The 22,619-nt window shown below is 63.0% G+C and carries 18 protein-coding genes and 1 pseudogene; 10 read left to right on the forward strand and 9 right to left on the reverse strand.

Features of this window, described 5'->3' with window-relative positions:
- The first annotated feature begins 61 nt into the window (after window positions 1-61).
- The 3 genes from JMY28_RS13530 to JMY28_RS13540 all read left to right on the forward strand — a co-directional run bounded on the left by JMY28_RS13530 (window position 62) and on the right by JMY28_RS13540 (window position 3,856).
- Window positions 62-1,384 carry an MFS transporter gene (locus JMY28_RS13530; protein ID WP_201696444.1) on the forward strand — a complete coding sequence of 441 codons (1,323 nt, stop codon included), beginning with the start codon at window positions 62-64 and terminating at the stop codon, window positions 1,382-1,384.
- A 143-nt stretch (window positions 1,385-1,527) separates the two neighbouring features.
- Complete coding sequence (locus tag JMY28_RS13535; protein WP_201696445.1) at window positions 1,528-2,550, forward strand: Gfo/Idh/MocA family oxidoreductase; 1,023 nt, start codon at window positions 1,528-1,530, stop codon at window positions 2,548-2,550.
- Window positions 2,551-2,665: 115 nt separating this feature from the next.
- The gene (locus tag JMY28_RS13540; protein ID WP_201696446.1) at window positions 2,666-3,856 is read left to right on the forward strand and encodes a sugar transporter; all 1,191 of its coding nucleotides are present in this window, start codon (window positions 2,666-2,668) and stop codon (window positions 3,854-3,856) included.
- Here the strand turns inward: JMY28_RS13540 and JMY28_RS13545 are convergent.
- Window positions 3,845-5,494: an extracellular solute-binding protein gene (locus JMY28_RS13545; protein WP_201696447.1), complete on the reverse strand. Its 1,650-nt coding sequence runs from the start codon at window positions 5,492-5,494 to the stop codon at window positions 3,845-3,847. The genes JMY28_RS13540 and JMY28_RS13545 overlap by 12 nt on opposite strands.
- A gap of 211 nt (window positions 5,495-5,705) precedes the next feature.
- On the opposite strand from JMY28_RS13545, the gene JMY28_RS13550 reads away from it, so the two are divergent.
- Window positions 5,706-6,482: a TIM barrel protein gene (locus JMY28_RS13550; RefSeq protein WP_201696448.1), complete on the forward strand. Its 777-nt coding sequence runs from the start codon at window positions 5,706-5,708 to the stop codon at window positions 6,480-6,482.
- On the opposite strand, the gene JMY28_RS13555 is transcribed toward JMY28_RS13550, so the two are convergent.
- Both JMY28_RS13555 and JMY28_RS13560 read right to left on the reverse strand, forming a co-directional pair.
- A complete protein-coding gene (locus JMY28_RS13555) occupies window positions 6,469-7,887 on the reverse strand; it encodes a sensor histidine kinase (protein WP_201696449.1) in 1,419 nt (472 codons plus the stop codon). The two genes, JMY28_RS13550 and JMY28_RS13555, sit on opposite strands and share 14 nt — an antisense overlap.
- Window positions 7,874-8,539, reverse strand: coding sequence for a response regulator transcription factor (locus JMY28_RS13560; protein ID WP_201696450.1), 666 nt, complete (start codon window positions 8,537-8,539; stop codon window positions 7,874-7,876). Before JMY28_RS13560 ends, JMY28_RS13555 begins: the two co-directional genes overlap by 14 nt.
- 159 nt (window positions 8,540-8,698) lie before the next feature.
- On the opposite strand from JMY28_RS13560, the gene JMY28_RS13565 reads away from it, so the two are divergent.
- The 4 genes from JMY28_RS13565 (at window position 8,699) to JMY28_RS13580 (ending at window position 12,595) form a co-directional block, all read left to right on the forward strand.
- Window positions 8,699-9,733, forward strand: coding sequence for an ABC transporter substrate-binding protein (locus JMY28_RS13565; protein ID WP_201696669.1), 1,035 nt, complete (start codon window positions 8,699-8,701; stop codon window positions 9,731-9,733).
- A 93-nt stretch (window positions 9,734-9,826) separates the two neighbouring features.
- Window positions 9,827-11,086 (forward strand): MFS transporter, encoded by a 1,260-nt coding sequence (locus JMY28_RS13570; RefSeq protein WP_407945506.1) that lies wholly within the window; start codon window positions 9,827-9,829, stop codon window positions 11,084-11,086.
- A 108-nt stretch (window positions 11,087-11,194) separates the two neighbouring features.
- Window positions 11,195-12,097 (forward strand): alpha/beta fold hydrolase, encoded by a 903-nt coding sequence (locus JMY28_RS13575; protein ID WP_201696452.1) that lies wholly within the window; start codon window positions 11,195-11,197, stop codon window positions 12,095-12,097.
- Between the two features lie 153 nt (window positions 12,098-12,250).
- Complete coding sequence (locus JMY28_RS13580; protein WP_201696453.1) at window positions 12,251-12,595, forward strand: hypothetical protein; 345 nt, start codon at window positions 12,251-12,253, stop codon at window positions 12,593-12,595.
- Window positions 12,596-12,609: 14 nt separating this feature from the next.
- On the opposite strand, the gene JMY28_RS13585 is transcribed toward JMY28_RS13580, so the two are convergent.
- Together JMY28_RS13585 and JMY28_RS13590 are read right to left on the reverse strand one after the other, a co-directional pair.
- Window positions 12,610-12,984, reverse strand: a complete 375-nt coding sequence (locus tag JMY28_RS13585; protein WP_236596850.1) for a hypothetical protein — start codon at window positions 12,982-12,984, stop codon at window positions 12,610-12,612.
- Between the two features lie 134 nt (window positions 12,985-13,118).
- Complete coding sequence (locus JMY28_RS13590) at window positions 13,119-14,027, reverse strand: LysR family transcriptional regulator (protein ID WP_201696454.1); 909 nt, start codon at window positions 14,025-14,027, stop codon at window positions 13,119-13,121.
- Between the two features lie 77 nt (window positions 14,028-14,104).
- Here JMY28_RS13590 and JMY28_RS13595 point away from each other — a divergent pair, with 77 nt between their 5' ends.
- On the forward strand, window positions 14,105-15,406 hold the full coding sequence (locus JMY28_RS13595; protein ID WP_201696455.1) for an aspartate aminotransferase family protein: 1,302 nt from the start codon (window positions 14,105-14,107) through the stop codon (window positions 15,404-15,406).
- Between the two features lie 18 nt (window positions 15,407-15,424).
- Here JMY28_RS13595 and JMY28_RS13600 read toward each other — a convergent pair whose 3' ends face one another.
- Window positions 15,425-15,883, reverse strand: coding sequence for an Lrp/AsnC family transcriptional regulator (locus JMY28_RS13600; RefSeq protein WP_201696671.1), 459 nt, complete (start codon window positions 15,881-15,883; stop codon window positions 15,425-15,427).
- Between the two features lie 114 nt (window positions 15,884-15,997).
- On the opposite strand from JMY28_RS13600, the gene JMY28_RS13605 reads away from it, so the two are divergent.
- Window positions 15,998-16,648 carry a LysE family translocator gene (locus JMY28_RS13605; protein WP_201696456.1) on the forward strand — a complete coding sequence of 217 codons (651 nt, stop codon included), beginning with the start codon at window positions 15,998-16,000 and terminating at the stop codon, window positions 16,646-16,648.
- Here the strand turns inward: JMY28_RS13605 and JMY28_RS13610 are convergent.
- The 3 genes and pseudogenes from JMY28_RS13610 to JMY28_RS13620 all read right to left on the reverse strand — a co-directional run.
- Entirely contained in the window at window positions 16,645-17,307 is a 663-nt protein-coding gene (locus JMY28_RS13610) for a gamma-glutamylcyclotransferase (protein WP_201696457.1), read from the reverse strand. The genes JMY28_RS13605 and JMY28_RS13610 overlap by 4 nt on opposite strands.
- 141 nt (window positions 17,308-17,448) lie before the next feature.
- Window positions 17,449-18,846 (reverse strand): hypothetical protein, encoded by a 1,398-nt coding sequence (locus tag JMY28_RS13615; protein WP_201696458.1) that lies wholly within the window; start codon window positions 18,844-18,846, stop codon window positions 17,449-17,451.
- Window positions 18,847-20,131: 1,285 nt separating this feature from the next.
- Window positions 20,132-22,369 (reverse strand): annotated as a pseudogene (locus tag JMY28_RS13620) (type VI secretion system Vgr family protein); the annotation flags it as partial.
- Window positions 22,370-22,619: the final 250 nt, after the last annotated feature.

Consider the following 22,619-nt stretch of genomic DNA (forward strand, 5'->3'; position numbering starts at 1 on the left):
TAACCAGATACAGGGGCGCACTAACCGCCAGGCGGCAAGTGCGCCCATACGGAGACAACCCATGAACATTGCCGCAGTCCATCCGCAGGACGCCGCCGCGCTGGAGCCCAGCGTCGTGCGCAAGGTGTCACGGCGCATCACGCCGTTCATCATCGTCCTGTATTTCCTGAGCTTTTTGAACCGCGTGAACGTCGGCTTCGCGGGGCTCACGATGAATCACGACATCGGGCTCACGCAAGCCATGTTCGGCGTGGGTGCGGGAATTTTCTTCGTGGGCTATATCGCGGCCGGTATGCCGTCCAACCTTGCGTTGCAGCGCGTGGGCGCCCGCAGATGGATCGCACTGCTGATGGTTGTCTGGGGGCTGCTTTCCGCGGCCACGGCGTTCGTCACCGGGCCGTACAGCTTCTATACGCTGCGCTTCGTGCTCGGTCTCGCCGAAGCCGGCTTCTTTCCCGGCATCATTCTCTACCTGAGCTTCTGGTTTCCCGCGCGCCATCGTGCATTCGTCACGGCGATGTTCATGACCGCCGCGCCGCTGTCGAACATGATCGGCTCGCCCATCTCCGGGGCGCTCATGAACCTGGAGGGCGTGGCGCATCTGCACGGCTGGCAGTGGCTTTTCCTCGTCGAAGGCGCGCCGACTGTGCTGCTCGGCATCATTTCGTACTTCTATCTGACTGATCGGCCCGAGGACGCGCAGTGGCTCGCGCCCGCCGAGCGGCAGTGGCTGAGCGGCGAAATGCTGCGCGAACGCGAAGCGAAGGCGGCGCAGAGCAAGTCGAGCGTGTGGGGCGCAGTGAAGGACCCGCGCGTGCTGCTGCTCGCGCTCGTCTATGCGGGCACTTCGACGGGGCTTTACGCCATCGGCATCTGGGCGCCGATGATCATCCACCGGTTCGGCTTCAGCTACTTCGAACTGGGTGTCGTGAACGCGATTCCGAATCTGTTCGCGGTGGTGACGATGGTGCTCTGGGCGCGCAATTCGGACCGCACGAACGAGCGCCGCCTGCACGTTGCGATCGCGTGTCTCGCGGCCGGTATTGGCATGCTGGTGTCCGGACACGCCACCAGCGCCATTGTGCTGATCATCGGGCTCTCGATCGCGAACTTCGGCATCAACGCGGCGAAGCCGCCGCTCTGGAGCATGCCCACGCAGTTTCTCTCGGGCTCCGCTGCCGCTGCGGGCATTGCGATCATCAACGCGATGGGCAGCCTCATAGGCGGCACGATCGGCCCGATGGTGATTGGCCGGTTGCGCGACCTGAGCGGCGACTATTCACTGGGGCTGTATTTCGTCAGCGCCACGCTGCTCGTTTCGGCCGCGCTCGCGTATGCGTTCGGGCTGCGCGCCCGGCGCGCGGAAGTTAGCGTAAGCCAATGATTTAAAAAGATATAGCCGATCCGGATACTTCCGGTTGCGTCTCTCGTGTTGTGCCGGTCCTATGATCGATCTACCGCCTGACCGATGTGGGTCAGGCGCCAAGAGTCAAGAGCCAAATAATCTGGATAGATAGGATCACTAACATGGCTTCACGCAAGAGACCCGTCAACATCGGCCTGATCGGCGCAGGGCGCATCGGCTCCTTCCATGCGGAGACGGTCGCACGCCGCCTCGTCGACGCGAACCTGGTCGCCATTGCCGATCCGGCGCCTGGCGCGGCCGCGAGGCTCGCGGCCCAACTCGACGTCGATCATGCGTACACGGACGTTGCGCAACTGCTTGCGCAGCCGGAACTGGACGCTGTGATCATTGCGACACCCGCGCGTTTTCATACAAACCTCGTCGTGCAGGCCGCCGAAGCCGGTAAGGCGGTCTTCTGCGAAAAGCCCATGGCGCTGACGCTGGAAGAGGCCGACCGCGCGATCGCCGCAGCACGCGCGGCCGAAGTGCCGCTTCAGGTGGGCTTCAACCGTCGCTGGGACCAGGCGTTCGCGGAAGGCCACGCGGCAGTCGAGGCGGGCAAGATCGGCGCACCGCAACTGTTGCGTTCGCTCACGCGCGATCCTGGCCCGTTCGGCGGCGATCCCGAGCGCATTCCACTCGGGACCATTTTCTATGAAACGCTGATCCACGATTTCGACACGCTGCTATGGCTCAACGCCGGCACGCGCGCCGTGGAGGTCTATGCGGCGGCCGACGCGCTCGTGCGCCCCGACGCCAAAGAGAAAGGCTTTCTGGACACGGCGGTCGTGACGATTCGATTCGACAACGGCTCGATTGCCGTGGCGGAGGCGAACTTCTCGGCGCTCTACGGCTACGACATTCGCGGCGAAGTGTTCGGCCCGGGCGGCATGGTGACGATGGGCGACGTGCGGCGCTCCAGCATGACGTTGTTCGACGGCATTGGCGTCTCGCAAGATACCTGGCGCCGCGACACGGACCATTTCGTAGCGGGCTACACCGCGCAACTCGCGTCTTTCGTGAATGCCGTGCGCGAGCGCGAGGCGGTGGCGGGGCCGGGCGGCGAAGACGCGCGCCGCGCGCTCGCGATCGCACTGGCCTGCATCGAATCGGTCGCGAAGAAGGCACCTGTCGCCTTGAAATGAGTGGGCCCGGCCCGCGCTGCTTGCGGCGAGGGCCAGAAGAGTCACTGTACGGGTCGGACAGCCCAAAACGCGCGATACGCGATAATCGCCCTTTATCGATTCCCGCATCTTTCGTATGTCGACGCCTGAACCGGTCTCTTCCGGGCACACCTGGTGGGGCGTGCTCGTATTGGCGCTTTCGGCCTTTATATTCAACACGACCGAATTCGTGCCCGTTGCGCTGTTGAGCGCCATTGGCGACAGCCTCCACATGAAGCCGACCGACGTGGGGCTCATGCTGACGATCTACGCGTGGACAGTGGCCGTGGCGTCGCTGCCTTTGATGCTGCTCACACGCAACGTCGAACGCCGCAAACTGCTGACCTGCCTATTCGCGCTCTTTATCGTCAGCCACATCGTGACTGGCGTGGCGTGGAACTTTACCGTGCTGATGGTTGGCCGGATCGGTATTGCGTTTGCGCACGCGATATTCTGGTCGATCTCCGTCTCGCTGGTGGTGAGGCTCGCGCCGCCGGGCAACAAGAGCCGCGCGCTCGCCATGCTCGGCATGGGCTCGTCGATCGCCATGGTGGCAGGCATTCCGCTTGGGCGCGTGATTGGCGAGACGCTGGGCTGGCGGCAGACTTTCTTCGTCATTGCGGGCGCGGCGGCGGTTGCGCTGCTGATGTTGCGGGTGATGCTGCCCGCGTTGCCAAGCCAGCAAACGGGCTCGTTCAGCAGCGTGCCCGTGCTATTCAGAAAGCCGATGCTGGCCTCGCTCTATCTGCTCACGATACTCGTCGTGACCGCGCAGTTCACGTCATACACGTATATCGAGCCCTTCATCCACGCCGTGGGCCACGAAAGCAGTCAACGCATCACCTATATCCTCATCCTGTTCGGCAGTGCGGGCATTCCCGCGGCCGTTTGCTTCAATCGCCTTTATCCGCGCGATCCGGCGCAATTCCTGCAAGTGGCCGTGGTCGCTGTGTGCGTGTGCCTGCTCGTGCTGTTTCCCGCGGCGTTGAGTATCGTCACGTTGTCCGTTCATACGCTGGTGTGGGGCGGCGCGATCGTTTCCTTCGGTCTTGCCATGCAGGCATGGGTGCTCAAGCTCGCGCCCGAAGCCGCGGACCTCGCGGTCTCGATCTATTCCGGCCTCTATAACGTGGGGATCGGCGCGGGCGCGCTGCTTGGCAACCATATTGCCAACGGCTTCGGCGTGTCGTGGGTCGGCTCGTTCGGCGGAGTGGTGGGCGGCCTTGGGGCAGCGGTGTGCTGGCTGGCGTTGCGCATGTATGCGCGGGCACATCCTTCAGCGCATTGACGCGCCGCTTGCGGCGATGGCGCTGCGAAGCTGCGCGACGCCTGCCTCGATATCGGCGTGCGCGTCGAAAAGCAGGGCTTCGAGATGCGTGCTCAGCAATTCGACTAGCGCGTGATAAGCGGGAACCGCAGGCGACGGAAACGCGGCGACGCGATGCGTACTCATGAGCTGATCCATGACGCCGATGACGCGATTGCGTTGCAGCACGTAGCGGTCCTCCGCGACCGAAAAGCGGGCGTTGCCTGCCGCGCCGTGCAGCACGAAGTACTTCATCATCTCAGGAGAACCAAGCGTTTCGACGGCTTGCCACGCGAGCCTCACCGCCTCGCCGCTGCAAGCCGAGGGTATCGCAAGCAGCGCGCCGCCGAGCGGAGAGAGCGGCGTCATGTCCGCATGCATGGTGGGATGTTCGAGCAAACCGATGCTCGCGCCGATCTCGAGCAGCTTGTGGCCGTCCAGCGTGCCAAAGCGGTTCGACCAGTGGTAGCACATGGCTGCATTGCCGCTGCCGAAGATCTGTACACTGCGCGCCCAATGGTTGGCGCGCAGGTTGCCCGGCGAATAAGGAATGAGCGCGCGCAAGTACGCAACGACGTGCTTGCATGTCGCCGCGTCCAGTTCGAGCGCGTTGCCGCTCATTAGAACGCCACCTTGCGCGCCGAGAATCTGCAGGAACATCTCCGCGAGCGGCAGGCCGGGTGCGGCGGTCCACGTAATGCCGAACCGGCCCCGGCTCGGCCGGTGCAGCAGACTCGCGCAGCGGATCACCTCTTCGAAGGTCCGTGGCGGCTGCAGCCCTTCGGCATCGAAGAGATCCTTGCGATACCAAAGGAAATCGACGGTCGGCTGAATGGGAATGCCGTGGAGCTGTCCGCCGCTCCATCCGGCCTGCCAGACGGCGTCGTAGAAGTCGGCGCCGGACACGGCGCTGCCTGCAGCAAGCGCCTGCAGGTCGAGCAACTGGCCGCGGCTGCTCGACTCGGCGAGCCACGGGAAGGGAACGGCGACGACCACCGGCCCATTCGCGTTCGCGCGTGACGGATCGGCGAGCGTGGCTTCGAGCACCGCGCGATACGCGTCCTGCGTGTAGGTCGAGATCTGCACGCGCATGCCGAGGAAGCGTTCGATATCGGTGCGGTTGTGCTTGAGAATGTCGAAGACGGGATCGGCGTAGGCGAGCAGCGTGAGTTCGATGTTCCCGTTGAAGCCCGCCGCCGCTGGGCGCGGCCACGCGATCTCGGCGGGCGCAGCGAGGCCCGCAGTGTCGAAACGGTCGACCGCGCGCGGGTCCACGGCGTCCATGAGCAGCTTGATCGTTTGCCCGGTGATGCTGTCCAGATGCGCGAGAAGCCGCTCGGAGGGCAGCACGTGTTCGCGGCTGTGTCCGGCCGAAATAGGCTTGAACTGAACGAGCCCTTGCGCCTTGAGCGCGAAGATGATGCGCCGCGCGGTGGTGCGCGGCATGCCCGAACTGTCGGCGAGCGACGTGATCGTCGTTTGACGCTTGCCCAGAAAGTTTTGCAGCACCGTACTGAGGATCGGCCAGCTTTCGTGTGCGGCGTCGCCGAACTCGCCGCGTAAGATGCCGGAAAGCTTGTCGATGACGGTGATCGCCGCATAGCGGTCGCGAGCATGCATGTTTCGGCGCTCCTGCTCGTGGATGGACCCATGGCGAGTCTAGCAGAGCGGCTTCGCAAGTTGCTGATTTATAACCGTATAGCCAGTCTGAACATTTCGGGAGCGCGGCGGCGGCGCGAAGCCGGACTACTATTTCACTGCTGGCCGCGTGGAGACCGCACGAGCCAGCCAGCCGCCCGGCTGAAATCTTCCGATTTAATAAGGAATACAAATGTTTACTCTCGCAGTGTGCGCAGAGATGGTCTTTCGCGACTTGCCCATGATCGAGCGCGTTCGGCGTATCAGCGAACTGGGCTTCGAGGTCGAGATATGGGACTGGACCCGGCACGATATCGGCGCGCTGGCGCACAGCGGCGCGAAGTTTTCGTCGATGACGGGTTATATCGAAGGCGACCTGATCACCGAAAGCGGCGCCGACGCGCTCCTTCGCACGGCGGAGCAATCGATCGAAGTCGCGAAGCGCCTTGCGTGCCCGCGCCTGAACCTGCACGGCACCGGGCTCGATGCCAACGGTTTGCCCGTTACGCCGGTGCCGGTCGTGACCGGCGAAATGTGGCTGGCCGCGCAGAAGACGCTTGCGCGCATTGCCGATCTGGGCGCGCGGCACGACGTGGTGTTCTGCCTGGAAAACCTCAACACCGAGGTCGATCATCCGGGCGTGCCGTTTGCGCGCGCCGCCGACACGCTGGCGCTCATCAAGGCCGTCGATAATCCGCATCTGCGCCTGAATCTCGATCTCTATCACGCGCAGATCGGCGAGGGCAATCTGATCGAACTCGTGCGCCGTGCCGCGCCATTCATTGGCGAGATTCAGGTAGCCGATGTGCCGGGGCGCAAGGAGCCCGGCACCGGCGAAATTCACTATCCCGCGATCGCACGCGCGCTTGCCGCGCTCGACTATCGCGGCACGATCGGCCTGGAAGCCTGGGCGAGCGGGGACGCAGAACTCGCGCTGCGGCGCTTTCGCGAGGCGTTCACACTGGCGTAGCGGGCGGCGTCTCGCCGTCTGCGGGAGGAAACGTCAGCACCACGGCAAACCCGCCCTCGGCGGGAAACGCAAAGTTCACGCGGCCGCCGTGCGCCTTCATCACCGCTTGTACGATGGCGAGCCCGAGGCCTGAGCCTGTAGTGCGCTCCGCGCCTTCCTGGCCGATGCGCTCGAACGGGCGCAGCGCGGCGTCCCAGTGTTCGCGCGCAATGCCGCCGCCGTTGTCGGTCACGGTCAGCGTCACGGCTTCCTGCGTGGCGTTCACGGTGACGACGATGTCGTCCGCCTTGCCGTGCAGCAGCGCGTTGTGCAGCACATTCGACAGCGCTTCCTGCAGGCTCACGGGGTCGCCCGCGATCCACACTTGCGGCGCGCTGCTTTCGAACGCGACCTTCACGTCGCGCTCGTCGGCGAGCGGAATGGTGCGGCCGAGCACTTCCCGGGCGAGCTTCGCCAGATCCACGCGCTGCAACGGGACCATTTCGGTGCGATGAATCACCATCGCGTGATTGAGCAACTGGCCCGTGAGCCGGCCCACGTCCGAGCAGGTGGCCCGCAACGCTTCGAGCCGTGCAGCGTGGCGCGCGGGATCGGACTCGGTGCTGAGCAATTCGATTTGCGCGTCGAGCCGCGCGATCGGCGTGCGCATCTGGTGCGCGGCGTCGGCGATAAAGCGCTGCATGGCCGTCATGCGTTCCGCGAGGCGCCCGATCAGTCCGTTGATGGCGCCGATCAGCGCGTTGATCTCGCTCGGCGTGTCGTGCGCCACAGGCCGCAGGTCGGCCGGATCGCGCGCGGCGATGATTTGCCCGATCTGCGCGAGCGGGCGCAGGCCGCGCCGGATCGCGAGGCCGCTCGCACCAATGGCGAGCACGCTCATCAGCAGAATGAGCGTCCAGACCTTGAAGCTCATGTCGTTCGTGAGTTGCTGGCGCGCGTGCGTGGTTTGCGCGACTGTGACGAGGGCCCAGCCGGGCGGCCGCGCGTCCGACATGTAGCGCCCGATGGTTGCCGTGCGCACGCGCTCACCTTGATACCGCCCATTCGCGAATGTCGGACCCTGGCGCGCACTCATCGTGTTGGCCGGACCGGGAAGGTCGCCATAACCCGCTACGACGAGACCACGCGCATCGACCACCTTGTAGTAGACGACGTCATAGCGCGAGAGCGTGGAGAGCGCGGCCACCGGTGGATTGAGGGCGAGCACGCCGCCCTGCACATAGAGGTTTTCGGCGACCTGGATGGTTGCGCCCGCAAGCAGTTGATCGTAGGCGCGCTCGGAAGCGACGCCCGCGTAATAGCGCGCGATGCCCGCGAGCGCCGCCGCGCCCGACGCCACCACGAGTGCGACGAAGAGCAGCGTGCGGCCGAGCAGCGTTTTCGGGAACCAGTCAAAGCGCGGCAATTTGATATCCCATGCCACGCGCCGTGCGAATTTCGACCGAGCTGCCTTGCAGTTTCTTGCGCAAGCGCGTGACGTATTGTTCGACCGCGTTTGCGGTCGGTTCGTTGCCGTAGCTGAACAGCTGGTTCAGCAGTTCCTCTTTCGGGAAGATGCGTTGCGGACGGCTGGCGAGAATTTCGAGCAGCGCGAATTCCTGACGCGAGAGCGAAAGCGGTTTGCCGTCGAGTTCGGCAAGCCGGCTGCTGCGATCGATTGCGAGACCGCCGAGCCGGACGACATCGTTCGCGTGCCCGCTGTTGCGGCGCAGGAGCGCCTGCACGCGGGCTTCGAGTTCGCGATAGTCGAATGGCTTGACGAGGTAGTCGTCGGCGCCGAGGCCCAGGCCGCTCACGCGGTCGTCGATGGCCGAGCGCGCGGTGAGGAGCAGGACCGGCGTGGTGGAGCCCGCCGCGCGCAGGTTGCGCAGGATCGCGAAGCCGTCCATGGCGGGAAGCATCACGTCGAGCACGACCAGGTCGAAGCGCTCGACGCCGAGCAGGCTGTTCGCCGTGGCGCCGTTCGCTTCGAGGTCCACTGCGTGACCGAGGCGCGTGAGGCGGCTGCGGACCGCCGCGCCGATTTCCGCGTCGTCCTCTACCACCAGAATGCGCATGATGCCGTCCCTGCCGTAATCTTCATGGGTGCGATTGCGGGTTTTCCCGAGGTCTGCCAAGTGTGTTTTCTCAGCATTTTCTCAGACTCGCCCGGTAATCTCGCGAACCATGGAAGATGCAGCGTCGTGATTACGACACGAACCACCGGAGACGGCAAGATGCGCGTGGAGTCGCCGCGCAGGCGCGCACTCGTTGCGGCCGGGCTTGGCGCGGCCGCCCTGGCCGCGGGGCTCGCGCCTGCCTGGGTCCGGGCCACGCCGCGCACGGTGCGCATTTCGAAGGGCTACGGCCTGCTGTATCTGCCGCTGCTCGTCATGGAGAAGGCGCGGCTCTTCGAGCGCCATGCGGTCCGCCTGGGGCTCGCGGACGTGAGCGTGCAATGGGTGAGGCTCGACGGCGGCAATTCCGTCGACGACGCCATGATGGCCGGCACGCTCGACTTCGCCGCCGTGGGCGCGCCCGGCTTTATCGAACTGTGGGCGCGGGCGCGCGGCATACCGAACGTCGAGGTGATCGGCATCAGCGGTCTTTCGGCCACGGCGCTCTCGCTCAACACGAACCGGCCTCAGATCGCGACGCTGCGCGATTTCACGAGCGCCGACCGCATTGCGGTGCCGGGCATTCGCACCTCGCTTTCGGCCGTCGTGCTGCAGATGGTGGCGAGCAAGCTGCTCGGAGCGCAGCACTTCGCGCAGCTCGATTCGATCACCGTGGGCATGCCGCATCCGCAGGCCATGCAGTCGCTGATCCGGCGCGAGGGCGGCATTACCGCGCATTTCGCGTCGCCGCCATTCTCGACGCTCGAATTGCAGCAGCCGGGCATTCACCGCGTGGTCGATTCCGTTGACGTGCTCGGGCCGCTCACGCTCGACGTGGTGTTCGCGCCCAAGCGCCTCGTTGACACCGAACCGGCGCTCGCACGAGCGTTCCTTCACGCGCTCGACGAGGCGAACCGAATGATCGCGCAGGACAAAACGGCCGCGGCGCAGATCTATGTCGATTCGTCGGGCTTCGGCGCGTCGCGCGAGCACGTGGTGCAGACGCTCGCCGCGCCGGAGTCGCGCTTTTCGGTCTGGCCCGAGCAGTTGATGGAGTACGTAGACTTTCTGTATATGGTGGGCACGATCAAGGCGAAACCGCGCACATGGAACGACATGTTCGCGGCGATGCTCGAGGACTTCCGTCCGTCTTAGACGCAGGCACAGGCAACAGACAAATAAACGCAGGAGAACATAGTGAATCCAGATTCAACCATCGATCAACAGTCCGCCGAAGAACGGGACGTCATGTCGAAGATCGCGCGCCGCCTGATGCCGATCCTCGTCGTGATGTTTCTGATCTCCTTCATCGACCGGCAGAACGTCGGCTTCGCGAAGCTGCAGATGGTGCACAGCCTCAACATGACCGAAGCGGCGTTCGGTCTTGCGTCGTCGCTGTTCTTCATCGGCTATCTGCTGTTCGAAGTGCCTAGCACGCTCGCGTTGCATCGCTTCGGCGCGCGCGTGTGGCTCGCGCGCATCATGCTCACCTGGGGCGTGATTACGGTGCTGATGGGCTTCACGACGTCGATGAAGGTGTTCTGCGGCCTGCGCCTCGCGCTGGGCGTGGCCGAAGCCGGCTTCTATCCGGGCGTGATCTATTACCTCACGCTGTGGTTTCCGCAGAGCTACCGCGCGCGCGTGCTGGGCATCTTTACGCTGGGCAGTGCGCTCGCGAACATGGTGGGCTCGCTCGTGGGCGGCTGGCTGCTGAGTCTCAACGGCTTATGGGGCCTGGCCGGCTGGCAGTGGGTGTTCATCGCCACGGGCCTGCCCGCCGTGCTGGTCGGCATTGCCGTGTTCAGGCTGCTGCCGGCGTCGTATCAGGAAGCGCGCTTTCTGAACGAGCGCGAAAAGCAGATCGTGGCGGCCGCGCACGAGCGCGAGAAGCCCGAGCACGCCGAACACGCGCAGCCCTGGAAGGCGCTGCTCGATCCGCGCGTGATGCTGTTCGCTGCGACCTATATGCTGATGTCGACGTCGCTCTATGGCGTGACCTACTGGCTGCCCACGCTCGTGAAGTCGTTTGGCGTGTCGAGCAGCGTGAACGGTCTGTTGAGCATGCTGCCGTGGGCGCTGGCGGTCTTGTTGCTGCTGTGGCTGCCGTCGAAGCTGCGCCGCGCGAAAAGCATTCTGCGGGCCATGGCGATCGTCGCGGCGCTTGGCACGCTGGGCTTCCTGTTGAGTCTGCTGCTGCCTTCCACGCCGCTGCGCTTTATCGCGCTCGTGTTCGGCGGCGCGTGCATCCCGCTGCTGTACCCGTGCTTCTGGTCGATGCCGCCGCGCTACTTCACCGGCGCACGGGCGGCGGCGAGCGTTGCGGCCATCAACTCGATCGGCAATCTCGGCGGCTTCTTTGGCCAGAACCTCATGCCGCTCGCCGGCAAGCTCACGGGAACCGCATTCGGACCGATGATCGTGCCGATCGTGTGCCTCGCGGTGCTCGGTCTCGGCGTCGTGGTGGCGTGGGGACGTTCCGGGCGCGCCATGGAGGGCGTGCCGGCCTGAACCTGGCTTGTGACCCTGGTTTGAGCCTGGTTTGACGGTGGTGGCACGGGTGCGCGATCATGCCGCTTCGGTTGGATATCGCCGCGACCCCATCGAGCGGAGTCGAACATGAGCCAAGAGAGCACGCAGGCATCGCCGGGTCTTTCGTATTCAGGGACGATCACGTATCGCCGCGCCGCGGTGAACGGCGTCGGCATTTTCTATCGCGAAGCGGGGCCGGTGGACGCGCCAACCATCGTGCTGCTCCACGGCTTTCCCTCGTCTTCGCGGATGTTCGACACGCTCATCCCGCTGCTCGCCACGCGCTATCACCTGATCGCGCCGGACTATCCGGGCTTCGGGCACAGCGACGCGCCGCCGCCCGCGCAGTTCGCCTATACGTTCGACCATCTCGCGGAATCCATCAACGGCTTGCTCGAGCAACTCGGCATTGACCGCTACAGCTTCTATCTGCAGGACTACGGCGGTCCGGTGGGTTTTCGGATCATGCTCGCACATCCTGAACGTTTGCAAACGCTCATGATTCAGAACGCGAACGCTCACGAGGAAAGCCTCGGGCGCAAGTGGGCGGCGATCAAGGAGTATTGGGCCAACCCGGCGGCGAAGCCCGAAGTGTTCGAGGCGTTCGTCTCGTTCGAAGGCACACGGTTTCGCCATGCCGGCGACAGCCCGAACCCCGAGCGCTATAACCCGGATACGTGGACCGACGAGTTCGCGTTTCTCAATCTACCGGGTCAGGCCGAGATCCAGGCCGCGCTGCTTTACGACTACCGCACCAATGTTGCCGCTTACCCTGCGTGGCAGGAATGGTTGCGCACGCACCGACCCATCGCGCTTGTTATGTGGGGCCGCTACGACAGTTCATTCGTCGCGGCGGCGGGGGCCGCTTATCAGCGCGACCTGCCCGATGCCGAGGTGCATTTGCTCGATGCGGGCCATTTCGCGCTCGACGAAAAAGTCGACGAAATCGCGGCACTGATGCACGCGTTCCTCGCGAAACACCTGGCTTAGCCGGCTCCCCCGTACATAGGGCCAGAAAGGACCCGCGATTGTCATGCTGGCAGTAACAGTGAATTCATTCTATTGGCATAGACTTTCGATAGGGCGACCCTAAAATCCTGCCCCATGCGAGCGTATTGAGACGCTCGATCGTGAGAGGGATTCATGCAGCAGATTTTCAAAGGGACCGCCAGTCTTGCAGGCTTGGCAAGCCGGTCCTGGCCCAAGGTCGCCGTATCGCTTGCCGCCGCCTGTGCGGTGCTGGCGGGATGCGCGTCGGCCGGCAACGTCACCGCGGCGGACAAGCAGGGCACGTTCGTCGTTTCGGCGTCCGCAACGGGCGGACGCCTCGCCTGGGCGCGCGCCCACAGACGCGCGGTGAGCGAAGCCAACGACTACTGCGAGAGCCGCGGGATGCAAACGAGCCTCGGCATGGAGCACACCGAAGGTATCGAGGCGCTGCAGCAGCAGGCCTCCGTTATTCGCTTCGAGTGCCACCCCAAAACTTGAGGCGCGTGCATGCCTCAGCGAATCACGAACGTTTCCCTGCGGGGCCCGTACCACTTCGTGACTTCGGAGTGCTCGGTCAATCTGGATGACTTCAGAATTGGGCTCGTGACGCGATACAGCCGGTCTGGGTCGGGCCCGTACATGTAGAGATAGCCGTCGTTGCCGTCGATATGAATTTCGGTTTCGCCGAGTTCGCCGGCATTCGCGCGCTTGATGGCGCTTGCCAGTCGCTGCTCGAGCGCATGAATCTGGGTGCGGTCTCTCGGGTAGTAATCGAAATGGACCATCATCACGGGCCCCGGCGGCTTTTGTGCGGGTTCCGCTGCGACGCTGCCCGCGGCGAGTGCGATGTATAGCAGCGTGGCGATTGTTTTTCGGCTTTTCGGCATGGGTGGAAATGGTGCGCGAGACAGGCTGCGATTGTGGGTGAAAGTTGCGATGCGTACCAGCGTCACGCTCGTGCGTGGCCAAACACACACGCCTTGAGGCGCGGCTTCGCCTCGCCTCGCTCGCCGCTGGGCGTTCACAGCAGCGGCAGCGTGAGCCGAATGTGCTCTGCAAATGCCACCGTGAGGAGCGAGGGCCGCTTGCGCCCGAACTGTATCGTGATCCCAACGGCCGGCAAGGGCGGCAGCGCGGGGTCGCCGTTGAGAATGGCCAGATCCGGCGGAACGGCCGTTTGCGTCATGACGGCGAAGGCCTGGCCCGAACGCACGAGTGCGGTGAGCCCGGCGAGGCTGCTGCTCGCATACGCGACGCGGTAGGCTCTGCCCGCGCGCTCCAACGCCTCGCAGGCCGCGATATGGTCGAGCGTGTCGGGATCGGAGAGTGCGAGCGGCAGCGGATCGAAGTGGGCGGCGTCGAGTTCGGGCGAGCCGATCCAGACCAGTTGCTCGCGGCGAATGATCTCGTCGTCCGTGCCGCGGGCGTTGGCAAGCTCAGTGGCGGTCAAAGGCAGCGACACCATGGCGAGGTCGACCGCTCGCTTGTCGAGTTGTTCGAGAAGGCGCGGCGTGGGAACGCATACGACTTCCACGAGCGCATGAGGATGCTGGCTCGAAAACTGTCGCAGCAAAGAGGGGAGGAACACGGCGGCATAGTCGTCCGGGCAGCCAAAGCGTACGGTACCCGACAAGCCCGTGCCGCACAGATCGGCCATCGCCTCGTCGTGCAGGCGGAGCATGCGCTGGGCGTGGACCAGCAGGCGCTCGCCGGGATTCGTCAGCGCGACGCCGCGCCCGGTGCGCTGAAACAGCGGCTGATCGACGATCTCCTCGAGCCGCTTGATCTGCTGGCTCAGCGCCGACTGGGTGCGGCCAACGCGTTCGGCCGCGCGGCTTAGCGAACGCATCTCGGCAATGACCGCGAACGATCGCAGCAGATCGATTTCGAGCGGGCGGCTCACGATATTAGCCTCTCTTCTAGCTTGCATTAGAACTATTCGATTCTATAAAACCAGAGCGCCGACTAGACTGCAAGAAAAACCTGCCACCCGCAAAGGAGAAGCCTGTGTCCAGGAACGACGACGAGCAGTTTTGGCGCAACGCGCGGCAACACCTGATCCGCTATGGCGGCACGTTCGAGCCGATGATCATCGAGCGCGCCCAGGGCAGCTTCGTCTACGACGCGGACGACCGCCCGATTCTCGATTTCACCTCGGGGCAGATGAGCGCAGTGCTGGGCCACAGCCACCCCGAGATCGTCTCGGTCATCAATGAATACGCGGGCAAACTGGACCACCTGTTCAGCGGCATGCTTTCGCGGCCCGTGGTCGAACTGGCGACGCGCCTCGCCGATGTCACGCCCGCTGGGCTCGACCGGGCGCTGCTGCTGAGCACCGGCGCGGAGTCGAACGAGGCCGCTATCCGCATGGCGAAGCTCGTCACGGGCAAATTCGAAATCGTGGGCTTTGCGCAGTCGTGGCACGGCATGACAGGCGGCGCGGCCTCGGCCACCTATAGCGCGGGACGCAAGGGCGTGGGTCCCGCAGCGGTGGGCTCGTACGCGATTCCCGCGCCGTTCATGTACCGGCCGCGCTTCGAGCGCAACGGGCAATACGACTACCTCGCGGAACTCGACTACGCGTTCGATCTCATCGATCGCCAGTCGAGCGGCAATCTCGCGGCCTTTATCGCGGAGCCGATCCTGAGTTCGGGCGGCATCATCGAACTGCCGCCGGGCTATATGGCGGCGCTCAAGCGCAAGTGCGAAGAGCGCGGCATGCTGTTGATCCTCGACGAAGCGCAAACAGGCGTTGGCCGTACCGGCACGATGTTCGCGTGCGAGCACGACGGTGTGACGCCCGACATCCTCACGCTCTCCAAGACGCTGGGCGCGGGTTTGCCGCTTGCCGCCGTGGTGACGTCCGCGCAGATCGAAGAAGCGGCGCACGAACGGGGCTTCCTGTTCTACACGACCCATGTGTCCGATCCGCTTCCCGCCGCGGTCGGCCTGCGGGTGCTGGACGTGGTGGCGCGCGACGGACTCGTTGCGCGCGCAAACATCATGGGCGATCGGTTGAGGCGCGGACTGCTGGACCTGATGGAGCGCTTCGAATGCATCGGCGACATTCGGGGGCGCGGCCTGCTGCTCGGTCTGGAGGTCGTCAAGGACCGCCGCACGAAGGCGCCCGCCGACGGCCTCGGCGCGAAGATCACGCGTGAGTGCATGAAGCTCGGGCTCAGCATGAACATCGTGCAGTTGCCGGGCATGGGCGGCGTGTTCCGCATCGCGCCGCCGCTGACCGTGAGCGAGCAGGAGATCGATCTCGGCGTGGAACTGCTGGGGCAGGCGATCGAGCGTTCGCTTTGAGTGCCTGGGTCGTCGCGGCTAGGCCTTGCCGCGCGACCCGTTTTGAGGCCGCGCGAGCGCACGCGCGGCGAGCGGCGTGGACATGACGATGGACGTGCGCGTCTCGCCGTAAAGGTTGATGCGTTGGATCAGGCGCTCCAGATCGGCCACGCTCGTTGCCACGAGGCGAATCACGTAGGAGTCCGCGCCAGTGACGTGATGGCATTCGAGCACCTCGGCAATGGTGGCGAGCAGCTTGAGAAACTTCGCTTTCGCGGACTGGGGCACCGTAATGCCGATCAGGGCGGAGATGGGATAGCCGGCGGCGGCCGGATTCACGCGCGCTGTGTAGCCTTCGATCACACCGGCATCTTCGAGGCGTCTCACGCGTTCCGTGACCGCCGGCACCGAGAGATGCACGTGGCGCGCAAGTTCGGTATAGGTCATGCGGCCGCTTTCCTGCAGCAGCGCCAGTATTTTCCAGTCCAGATCGTCCATCATGGCGAAATGTTTAAGGTGAAATGCCGATTTTCCCTTAAATCATGGCTTCTGCGGATAATCTTCGCGGTCTACGATAATCCCCCATAGATCATCAATTGCGGGGAGAGGGAAATGCTGTTCGTCAAAGCGGTGGCGTTGGGCTTTTGCATCGCCGCACCTGTCGGCGCCATCGGCATGCTGTGCATCCAGCGCAGCCTGAGCCGAGGTTTCCGCTCGGGCTTTGCCACTGGCATCGGGGCGGCCTGCGCCGATGCCGTTTATGGCCTGCTCGGCGCGCTCGGCGTGGCGGGTATCGTCACGGCGCTGCCGATGTTCACCGTGGTTTTGAAGGCGGCTGGCGGCGCATTTCTGGTGTGGATGGCGTGGACGATCGCGCGGGAGGCGCCCGCCATGCCTGCCCCTGCGGCCGCCGTACAGGAGACTACGCGCGCACCTGTCTCGCGTGACTTCCTCACGACGTTCGCGCTCACGCTCTCGAACCCTCTGACCATACTGTCGTTCATCGCAGCCTTTGCTGCGCTCGGGCCGTTGAATGTGGGGCAGGGAGCACCTGCAGCGATGGGGTGGCCCATCGTGGCGCCCATGGTGACGGGCGTATTCGCGGGTTCTGCGGTGTGGTGGCTAATCCTCAGCGGTGTCACGGCGGCACTGCGGACGAAGCTGCCTGTAGCGTTCACGCGCGGCATCTCCCTGTTCTCTGCCGTTGCGATTGCCGCGTTTGGTGTGATTCAGGTAGTCACCGGCCTGGGGCAACTCGTTTAATCCTTCGTTTCGAAACGTGCGAGTGCCTGCGCCACTTCCTCAATGTAGGTATCGGTGAGCGCGCAATCCGCGAGTGCCTGCCGGAGTCTGAACACGTATTCGGCGTTGGTGCCGAGCGGACCCTGCGCCTGGGCGATCTGGCGCGCAATCGTCGCGGGAGTCGAATCGGCCTCATATTGCTGCGGGCACTCGTTCGCCACAAACGCGAGGGCATGCCGTGTCTCGCCGGTGGCGAGCGTCAAGGTGGTCCAGGCCGGCGTGTAGGCGCCTGTGAGCATCTCGCGTGTCCAGAGGATGCGTAACTCTTCATCGAGCGTGGCGGCAGCGAGCCGCAACGCCACGCCTTCCGTATGGCCTCCGGGCTCCAGCGCGAGCATGCGGCCCGGGCGCTGCGGCGTGGCGCGCCCGGCGACGAGGCGAATGCAAAAGCTCCGGTGCCAACCGTGGAGGGTGGCGCTCACCCGCGCATCGAAGCGGGAGAGCGGATTCCACATGAGCGAGCCGTACGCGAACACCCAGACGTCTGCCTCGGCCGGGCGCTTCGCCAACGTCTCGGCGAGCGACTGGTCAATCCGGGCTTGCGTCCAGAGAAGTCCCGGCGGGAGGAAGTTGAAACTCTCGAGAAAGGCACCCGAGCGAATCGCATCTCTGTTTAACATGGGGTCGGCGTGGTCGTGGAATCTACGAGAGCAAGTATGCGGTCGCCGTTAGTCTGGATAAAGTGGTTCGAACGCGATGCTGTGTTCACCGGGCGGCGACAATCGCTGCGGCAATTGGCCTCTGGCCAGACATCGCAGCGCCTATACTCCGAGCCATTGCCAGTAGTGATACGGCTCAATCCCGCCCAGACTGCCAAGGTTCGGTGCGATCTCGCCTGTACGCATATAGCGCTCGAATTCGGGATGCGTCACGCGCCTGTCCCCCGAATCCATCTTTATGGTTCGGGGTACCCAACGCCCTTCCCGGGGGCAGGGTTCGCCGGCCTTGCAGTTCGCAGGTAGCGCCAGGTCGGCGTCCCATTCCCAACGCTCAAATGGGCGGTCAAGTACCGGGGCTTTCTCGCCTCTCATCAAGCCTGCTACGAACCGGCCGCGCTCGCCGCCGGCCGCGACAGCGCGGTAATAACCGGCTTCGGCGATGACCGCTCCGGGCCGGACAGGCAGCGATGACATTTGCGCCCGATGGCGTGCCTCGTAATCACTCCATTCATCGGGCGCCGATGGATAGTCGCGATCGAACACGATTCGTGTGGGCTTGCTGTAATCCGAGTGGAAGACGACTCTACCTAAGCCTGGTACTGTCTCACCAGCCGAAACGTAGGCATTCACTGAGGCATTGAATCCATAGATGCCGTGCCCGAACTTATTCTTCGGTTGAGTCAGAAACTTGAAGGTCACGCTGCCGCGCGCGGGAATCACAACCGCGTCACCCGGAAACTCCGACTTGTTGACCAAAGGCAGGCCGGCGAGATTTCCGCCTCCCCATCCAGTCTGATCTTTCTCGTTCTCGCCGCCGAAGCCGAGCTGATAACCCATTTCGTATGCCCACTTATCCGGCGTCTCCATCTGAATCGGACATTCTCCACCATTGACGAAGCGGATCGATACCATGAATTTTTCTCTTACCCTCTCGACATTTGCGACCTCGACATCAAGCCGGACAACCGCCCGACTGCGCGGCAGATAGGAGTCTCGAGTCCTCATGAAGAAGTCCACTAACTCACTGTTCAACGTACTAGTCAGCTCAAACGTGCGGCCTTCATACTTCACAAGTTTCCCGCCCCTGGCACACTCGACAACGTAGATCGTCGGTGGGACGATTGGAGGCATCTCGTTCTTTGGCCCCGCAGTGACTGCTTCGCAAAGTTGACGATGTATTTGCCGAACGAGCTTCAGATCGTCCGGGGAAAGCGCGGCATCAAAGATACCCACGCCGGACAAACCGGAGTTGTTGACTGTGTCGGACCGGCCGATGCGAATACTTCCCGACAACCATACCCATACGCTATTTGATCCCGATTCGTGTCCGTTCAGGCCAACAATTGCGAATCCTTCACCAGAGCCACCGGTATTGATGTTGCTGTTATCCGCAGCTAAAGAACGATTCGACACGGCGACCACTCCACAAAGAATAAAAATGAATCTTGCAAAACACATGGCAACAGAGCGCATTCCAGACGATGAGTTATCCAGCCTCATAGCCGATTCTCCATTGCTTGTTCGTCATTACCGAGAAGTGTCGTCGTACATATTCAAGGTAATACGGTTGCACCGAAGCACTTGGAGGCGCACCAGCAGGACCCGGGATTTCCTTCGTCGCTCCATAGCCCATGACATTGTTTTCGGAGCGGATCTGCCAGACCTGCTGCCCTTCGAAGCGCTTGCCCGCTTCGAAATCGAGCTGACCAGCCTCGACATACCGTTTATGTACCCATCCTCCCCATTCCCAGTACTCGTCTGGGAAGTTGAACAGGTGTCCGCATTCGTGAGCGATAACGTTCTGTTCCGCTAGCGGAGCGAATTTGCCTGGATGATCGTAATCACCCTTGGTGAACGAGCCGTTGACCTCGCCCCATGCACCAGCGTCGGCACGTGCTACCTCGGGGAACAGGAAGATCGTTTTGTGGATTATGTTTTGGTTACCCAGATTGGCGTCGTTGACACCAACCAGAAATTCGACTCGGAAGCTCACTGTGATGCGGCATCCGCAAGCTGCCTTTTTCGAGCAACCATCCAGAATTAGCACGCTGGCGTGCCCGTTCAACACGCTTTCGACATGTCGCTTACGTGTCGGCACGTCGAATGTTGTGCCAGTCCCGTTTCGGTAACGCACCACATAACCGCCCGCGATTGGCGCATCAACGGTTACGCCATATCGGCCATGTACATCGTGGTCATAGGGAACCTTCTGCTTTTCGCCGTCTGGCCCGAGCAATTCTCGGCCGGTTGCGTCGGCCTTAAACAGATCAACAGGCACAATCCTGATCCGTACCGTTGCCACGAGGGCTCTGTGCTGGCTGTCGTAGGCCAGCCCGAAGGCGGTCGGGAACTTGTAGCCGACGAGAAAGCCCATCTGTGACTTGTCGGTATATAGGCCCTGGTACGTCTCCATCTCCGTTTCGTCTTTGCACTCCTTTGCGATATCGCGGGGCGACGCATCACACCATACGGGCTTTTCGAGTGCAATCGGCGTGGTTGGGTCGTTGCCTGTCGGCAACTTCCGCTCATGCGCCGAATCTTGATCCGCTTCTGGCGAATCACGCAAGTTCGTCTGAACTGGCGTGCTTGCTTCGGGTATTTGCAGCAACGCTGATTGCCCTGCAACCGGCGCAGCGGGCGCAACCCTGTTCGTCTGATTGCCCGATGCCGCCCACTGTGATGCATCGGGCGTCAGTGAGGTCCGGCTCGCTAGCGTGGTCGTTGCGCGCCATGCCTTACAGCTCGTCACGAATGGCGCGGCTTGAGTTACGACCGGTGGCATCACCAGGTGCATCTGTGCGGACTGCTTTTTCTGGACTGTAATCGTCTTGATGAACAGATCGCCGGGACCGCCTAGCGTGATGCTACCGTCCTTGAAATGAATAAATGCGCCGCCGGATTCGAGTATCAGTTCCTTTTCGGCTCGCATATAAACCGCGCCGTTGACACTCGCTACGTTTATGTCCGTGTTCGCAGTGAACGAAATGGGGCCGTGTTGCGCCTGAATCTCGACCGGACCTTTGGCCGCAAAAATCTTGATGCCGAACTTCTGCGCGAACAGCGAAATATTTTCGCCCGCGGCGACGGTCCAGCGCTTCAGTACGCTCCAGTCCGCATTTTTCCCGGCCACGGTCGAAATGCTGTCCTGCGCCGAAAGTTGGACGCCACCGCCCGCAACGATGCCCGCAGAGGCGGGCGTGCTCATCAGCAACCCCGGCTTTTTCAGGCCGTCGAAGTCCTCTTTCATCTGCGCCTGCGCGTTGGTGTCGGCAGGCTCGGCCTTCGCGCTACTGGCGGACGCTGCAAGTGCTCTTGCGAGTTCCAATGCGCTTTCGAGCTGCGCGAGTGGCTCCTGCATATCGAGTTGCTTGCCGCTAGCGCCAGGGCGGTCGTAGGCCGTAATGTACAGGCCCTTACCCGCGCGGCTAACTCCATAGCCGGAGGTGCGAAGCTCATAGCCTTCGCCCCTGTACTCCAGCTTGTTGTTCACCAGATAGCCGAGATTCAGTTGCGACTTGCCCGAGTGCTCCGTGCTCACCTTGACGCCTTCCTGGCCCGCCCAGTCCTCAAAGCGAATCTTGTTGTTCTTCTGCGTGCGGATCACGTTGCGCGAGAGCCATCGGCGGTCGTTCGTGATGAGGTCGCGCGCCTGGCTGTGATGGTGGAATGCAACAATCTCTGGCTTGTCCGGGTCGCCGTCACGGCAGGTAATCACGGCCTCGGCATCATCCAGCGCCGGGAAGTGCATACCGGTTTGCAGCTTGCCGGCGAACGGTTTCGCCAGGCGTAGCGGTACGCTTTCGCCACCGCCAGGCCACGTCTCGAAGTCCGCGTCGAAGCGAACGGTATAGTGGCCGTTTTTCGTGATGTACGCGTAGGTGTAGGCGTCCGGGCTTGTGACGCGGGCCGAAAGGGTGCCGGTCACCTTGGCCCAGGTTTCAGGTTCAAGCTTGAGGCGAAACCGCCGGTCGGCAGGAATTGCCTTGTAGCTGTTCGTATAGGACGCGTCGCGCGCGCCGCTGTGCGTGACCTCGACAATCAGCTGGCCTTTCGGCCCATCGGGCAGGACGATATCCGTTTCGAGCACGCGTCCCGGCTGCAACGCCAGCACATTACTTTCGCCTTCGTACACAACCTGCCAGGCGATGGCCGACTCATGCCGTAACTGCGCTTCCCACTTCGCGCCCGCCTGGTCCAGGTGGTGCGTGCCATAGATATAGGGCCGCCCGTAGGTTGTCGGGTCCTGTGGCGCGACGTTCGCTTCGTCCTTGAACCGCTCCCATGCCTGCTCAGGGTTGTAATCCGCGACAATGAAAGACTGCGGCACGGTCATGCTATGGGTTTCTAGCGCTGTCACCGCTTCGACGCCGCCCGCTTCGAGTCCCCCAGTCTCGCGGTACGGCACGACCAGTTGCGGGTCGTAGATGTAATGGTCGATATCGTCGCCAAAGACCACCTGATCGCCATATTCCGTTTCCTGGATGAAGCAGTAGATTCCCGCTTTCTGCATCAGCGTCTGAACATAGGCCAGATCAGTTATCTGGTGCTGCATGCGGAACAGGTGCTTCGGGTACTGGCCGCGCAACCTGAACGAAAACTGGTGCTCCCTCAGTCCATGACTGCGCAAAATCGCCGCGATAATGTCCGGCGTGCTTGCGTGCTGGAAGATTTTCCGGCGCGTCACCGCCGCGAGACGCGCGAAGTGCGACTTCAGCACCATTTCGTAATCTACGTGATCGTTCGTAGTCTTGATGATGGAAAAGCGTTCGATAAAACCACTGATTTTCCGTGTAATTCCATCGTCCGCCACGATGCTGAAGACGGCATCGAGGTTCAAATAGTCCGTACGTGGAAGCTGTAGCGGATGGTTCAGCACAATGCGCACCTCGGTAGGTGCACCCATCTGTTCTTTCGCTTCGAACGAAACGACTGAGAGCGCGGCCGCACTTCGAGTTCCGGGTACGTCGAAGCGATACGCCTGCCGACCAGATATGGCGTTCAGTGCGCCTTGCAGGTTCGCCATAGGCTGCCCCCCTGCGCTGGATTCGCGCTTACCCAACATGTTCAAGCCCTCACGACGTAGATAAAAAGCGTCCGTCCGGCCACACGACTATGCGCAGTGACGGGATAAAATTATCTTGTGTGAGATATCGTCAGGTAGACCTGCTGGTGGGGGTATCGGATATGTCCGAAAAGGGGCGCAACCGATAAGCGGCGCATCACGAAAGACGCCCTGAATGCATCACATCGGTATTTCACCCAGGATCCGATCG

Source organism: Paraburkholderia hiiakae (assembly GCF_904848665.1).
GTDB classification, from domain to species: Bacteria; Pseudomonadota; Gammaproteobacteria; order Burkholderiales; family Burkholderiaceae; genus Paraburkholderia; species Paraburkholderia hiiakae.

What these genes read in the sequence shown, in the direction of transcription:
- JMY28_RS13530 (WP_201696444.1), top strand. Translation starts at nt 62, where the DNA reads ATGAACATTGCCGCAGTCCATCCGCAGGACGCCGCCGCGCTGGAGCCC.
- JMY28_RS13535 (WP_201696445.1), top strand. Translation starts at nt 1,528, where the DNA reads ATGGCTTCACGCAAGAGACCCGTCAACATCGGCCTGATCGGCGCAGGG.
- JMY28_RS13540 (WP_201696446.1), top strand. Translation starts at nt 2,666, where the DNA reads ATGTCGACGCCTGAACCGGTCTCTTCCGGGCACACCTGGTGGGGCGTG.
- JMY28_RS13545 (WP_201696447.1), bottom strand. Translation starts at nt 5,494, where the DNA reads ATGCATGCTCGCGACCGCTATGCGGCGATCACCGTCATCGACAAGCTT.
- JMY28_RS13550 (WP_201696448.1), top strand. Translation starts at nt 5,706, where the DNA reads ATGTTTACTCTCGCAGTGTGCGCAGAGATGGTCTTTCGCGACTTGCCC.
- JMY28_RS13560 (WP_201696450.1), bottom strand. Translation starts at nt 8,539, where the DNA reads ATGCGCATTCTGGTGGTAGAGGACGACGCGGAAATCGGCGCGGCGGTC.
- JMY28_RS13565 (WP_201696669.1), top strand. Translation starts at nt 8,699, where the DNA reads ATGCGCGTGGAGTCGCCGCGCAGGCGCGCACTCGTTGCGGCCGGGCTT.
- JMY28_RS13570 (WP_407945506.1), top strand. Translation starts at nt 9,827, where the DNA reads ATGTCGAAGATCGCGCGCCGCCTGATGCCGATCCTCGTCGTGATGTTT.
- JMY28_RS13575 (WP_201696452.1), top strand. Translation starts at nt 11,195, where the DNA reads ATGAGCCAAGAGAGCACGCAGGCATCGCCGGGTCTTTCGTATTCAGGG.
- JMY28_RS13580 (WP_201696453.1), top strand. Translation starts at nt 12,251, where the DNA reads ATGCAGCAGATTTTCAAAGGGACCGCCAGTCTTGCAGGCTTGGCAAGC.
- JMY28_RS13585 (WP_236596850.1), bottom strand. Translation starts at nt 12,984, where the DNA reads ATGCCGAAAAGCCGAAAAACAATCGCCACGCTGCTATACATCGCACTC.
- JMY28_RS13590 (WP_201696454.1), bottom strand. Translation starts at nt 14,027, where the DNA reads ATGCAAGCTAGAAGAGAGGCTAATATCGTGAGCCGCCCGCTCGAAATC.
- JMY28_RS13600 (WP_201696671.1), bottom strand. Translation starts at nt 15,883, where the DNA reads ATGGACGATCTGGACTGGAAAATACTGGCGCTGCTGCAGGAAAGCGGC.
- JMY28_RS13605 (WP_201696456.1), top strand. Translation starts at nt 15,998, where the DNA reads ATGCTGTTCGTCAAAGCGGTGGCGTTGGGCTTTTGCATCGCCGCACCT.
- JMY28_RS13610 (WP_201696457.1), bottom strand. Translation starts at nt 17,307, where the DNA reads ATGTTAAACAGAGATGCGATTCGCTCGGGTGCCTTTCTCGAGAGTTTC.
- JMY28_RS13615 (WP_201696458.1), bottom strand. Translation starts at nt 18,846, where the DNA reads ATGAGGCTGGATAACTCATCGTCTGGAATGCGCTCTGTTGCCATGTGT.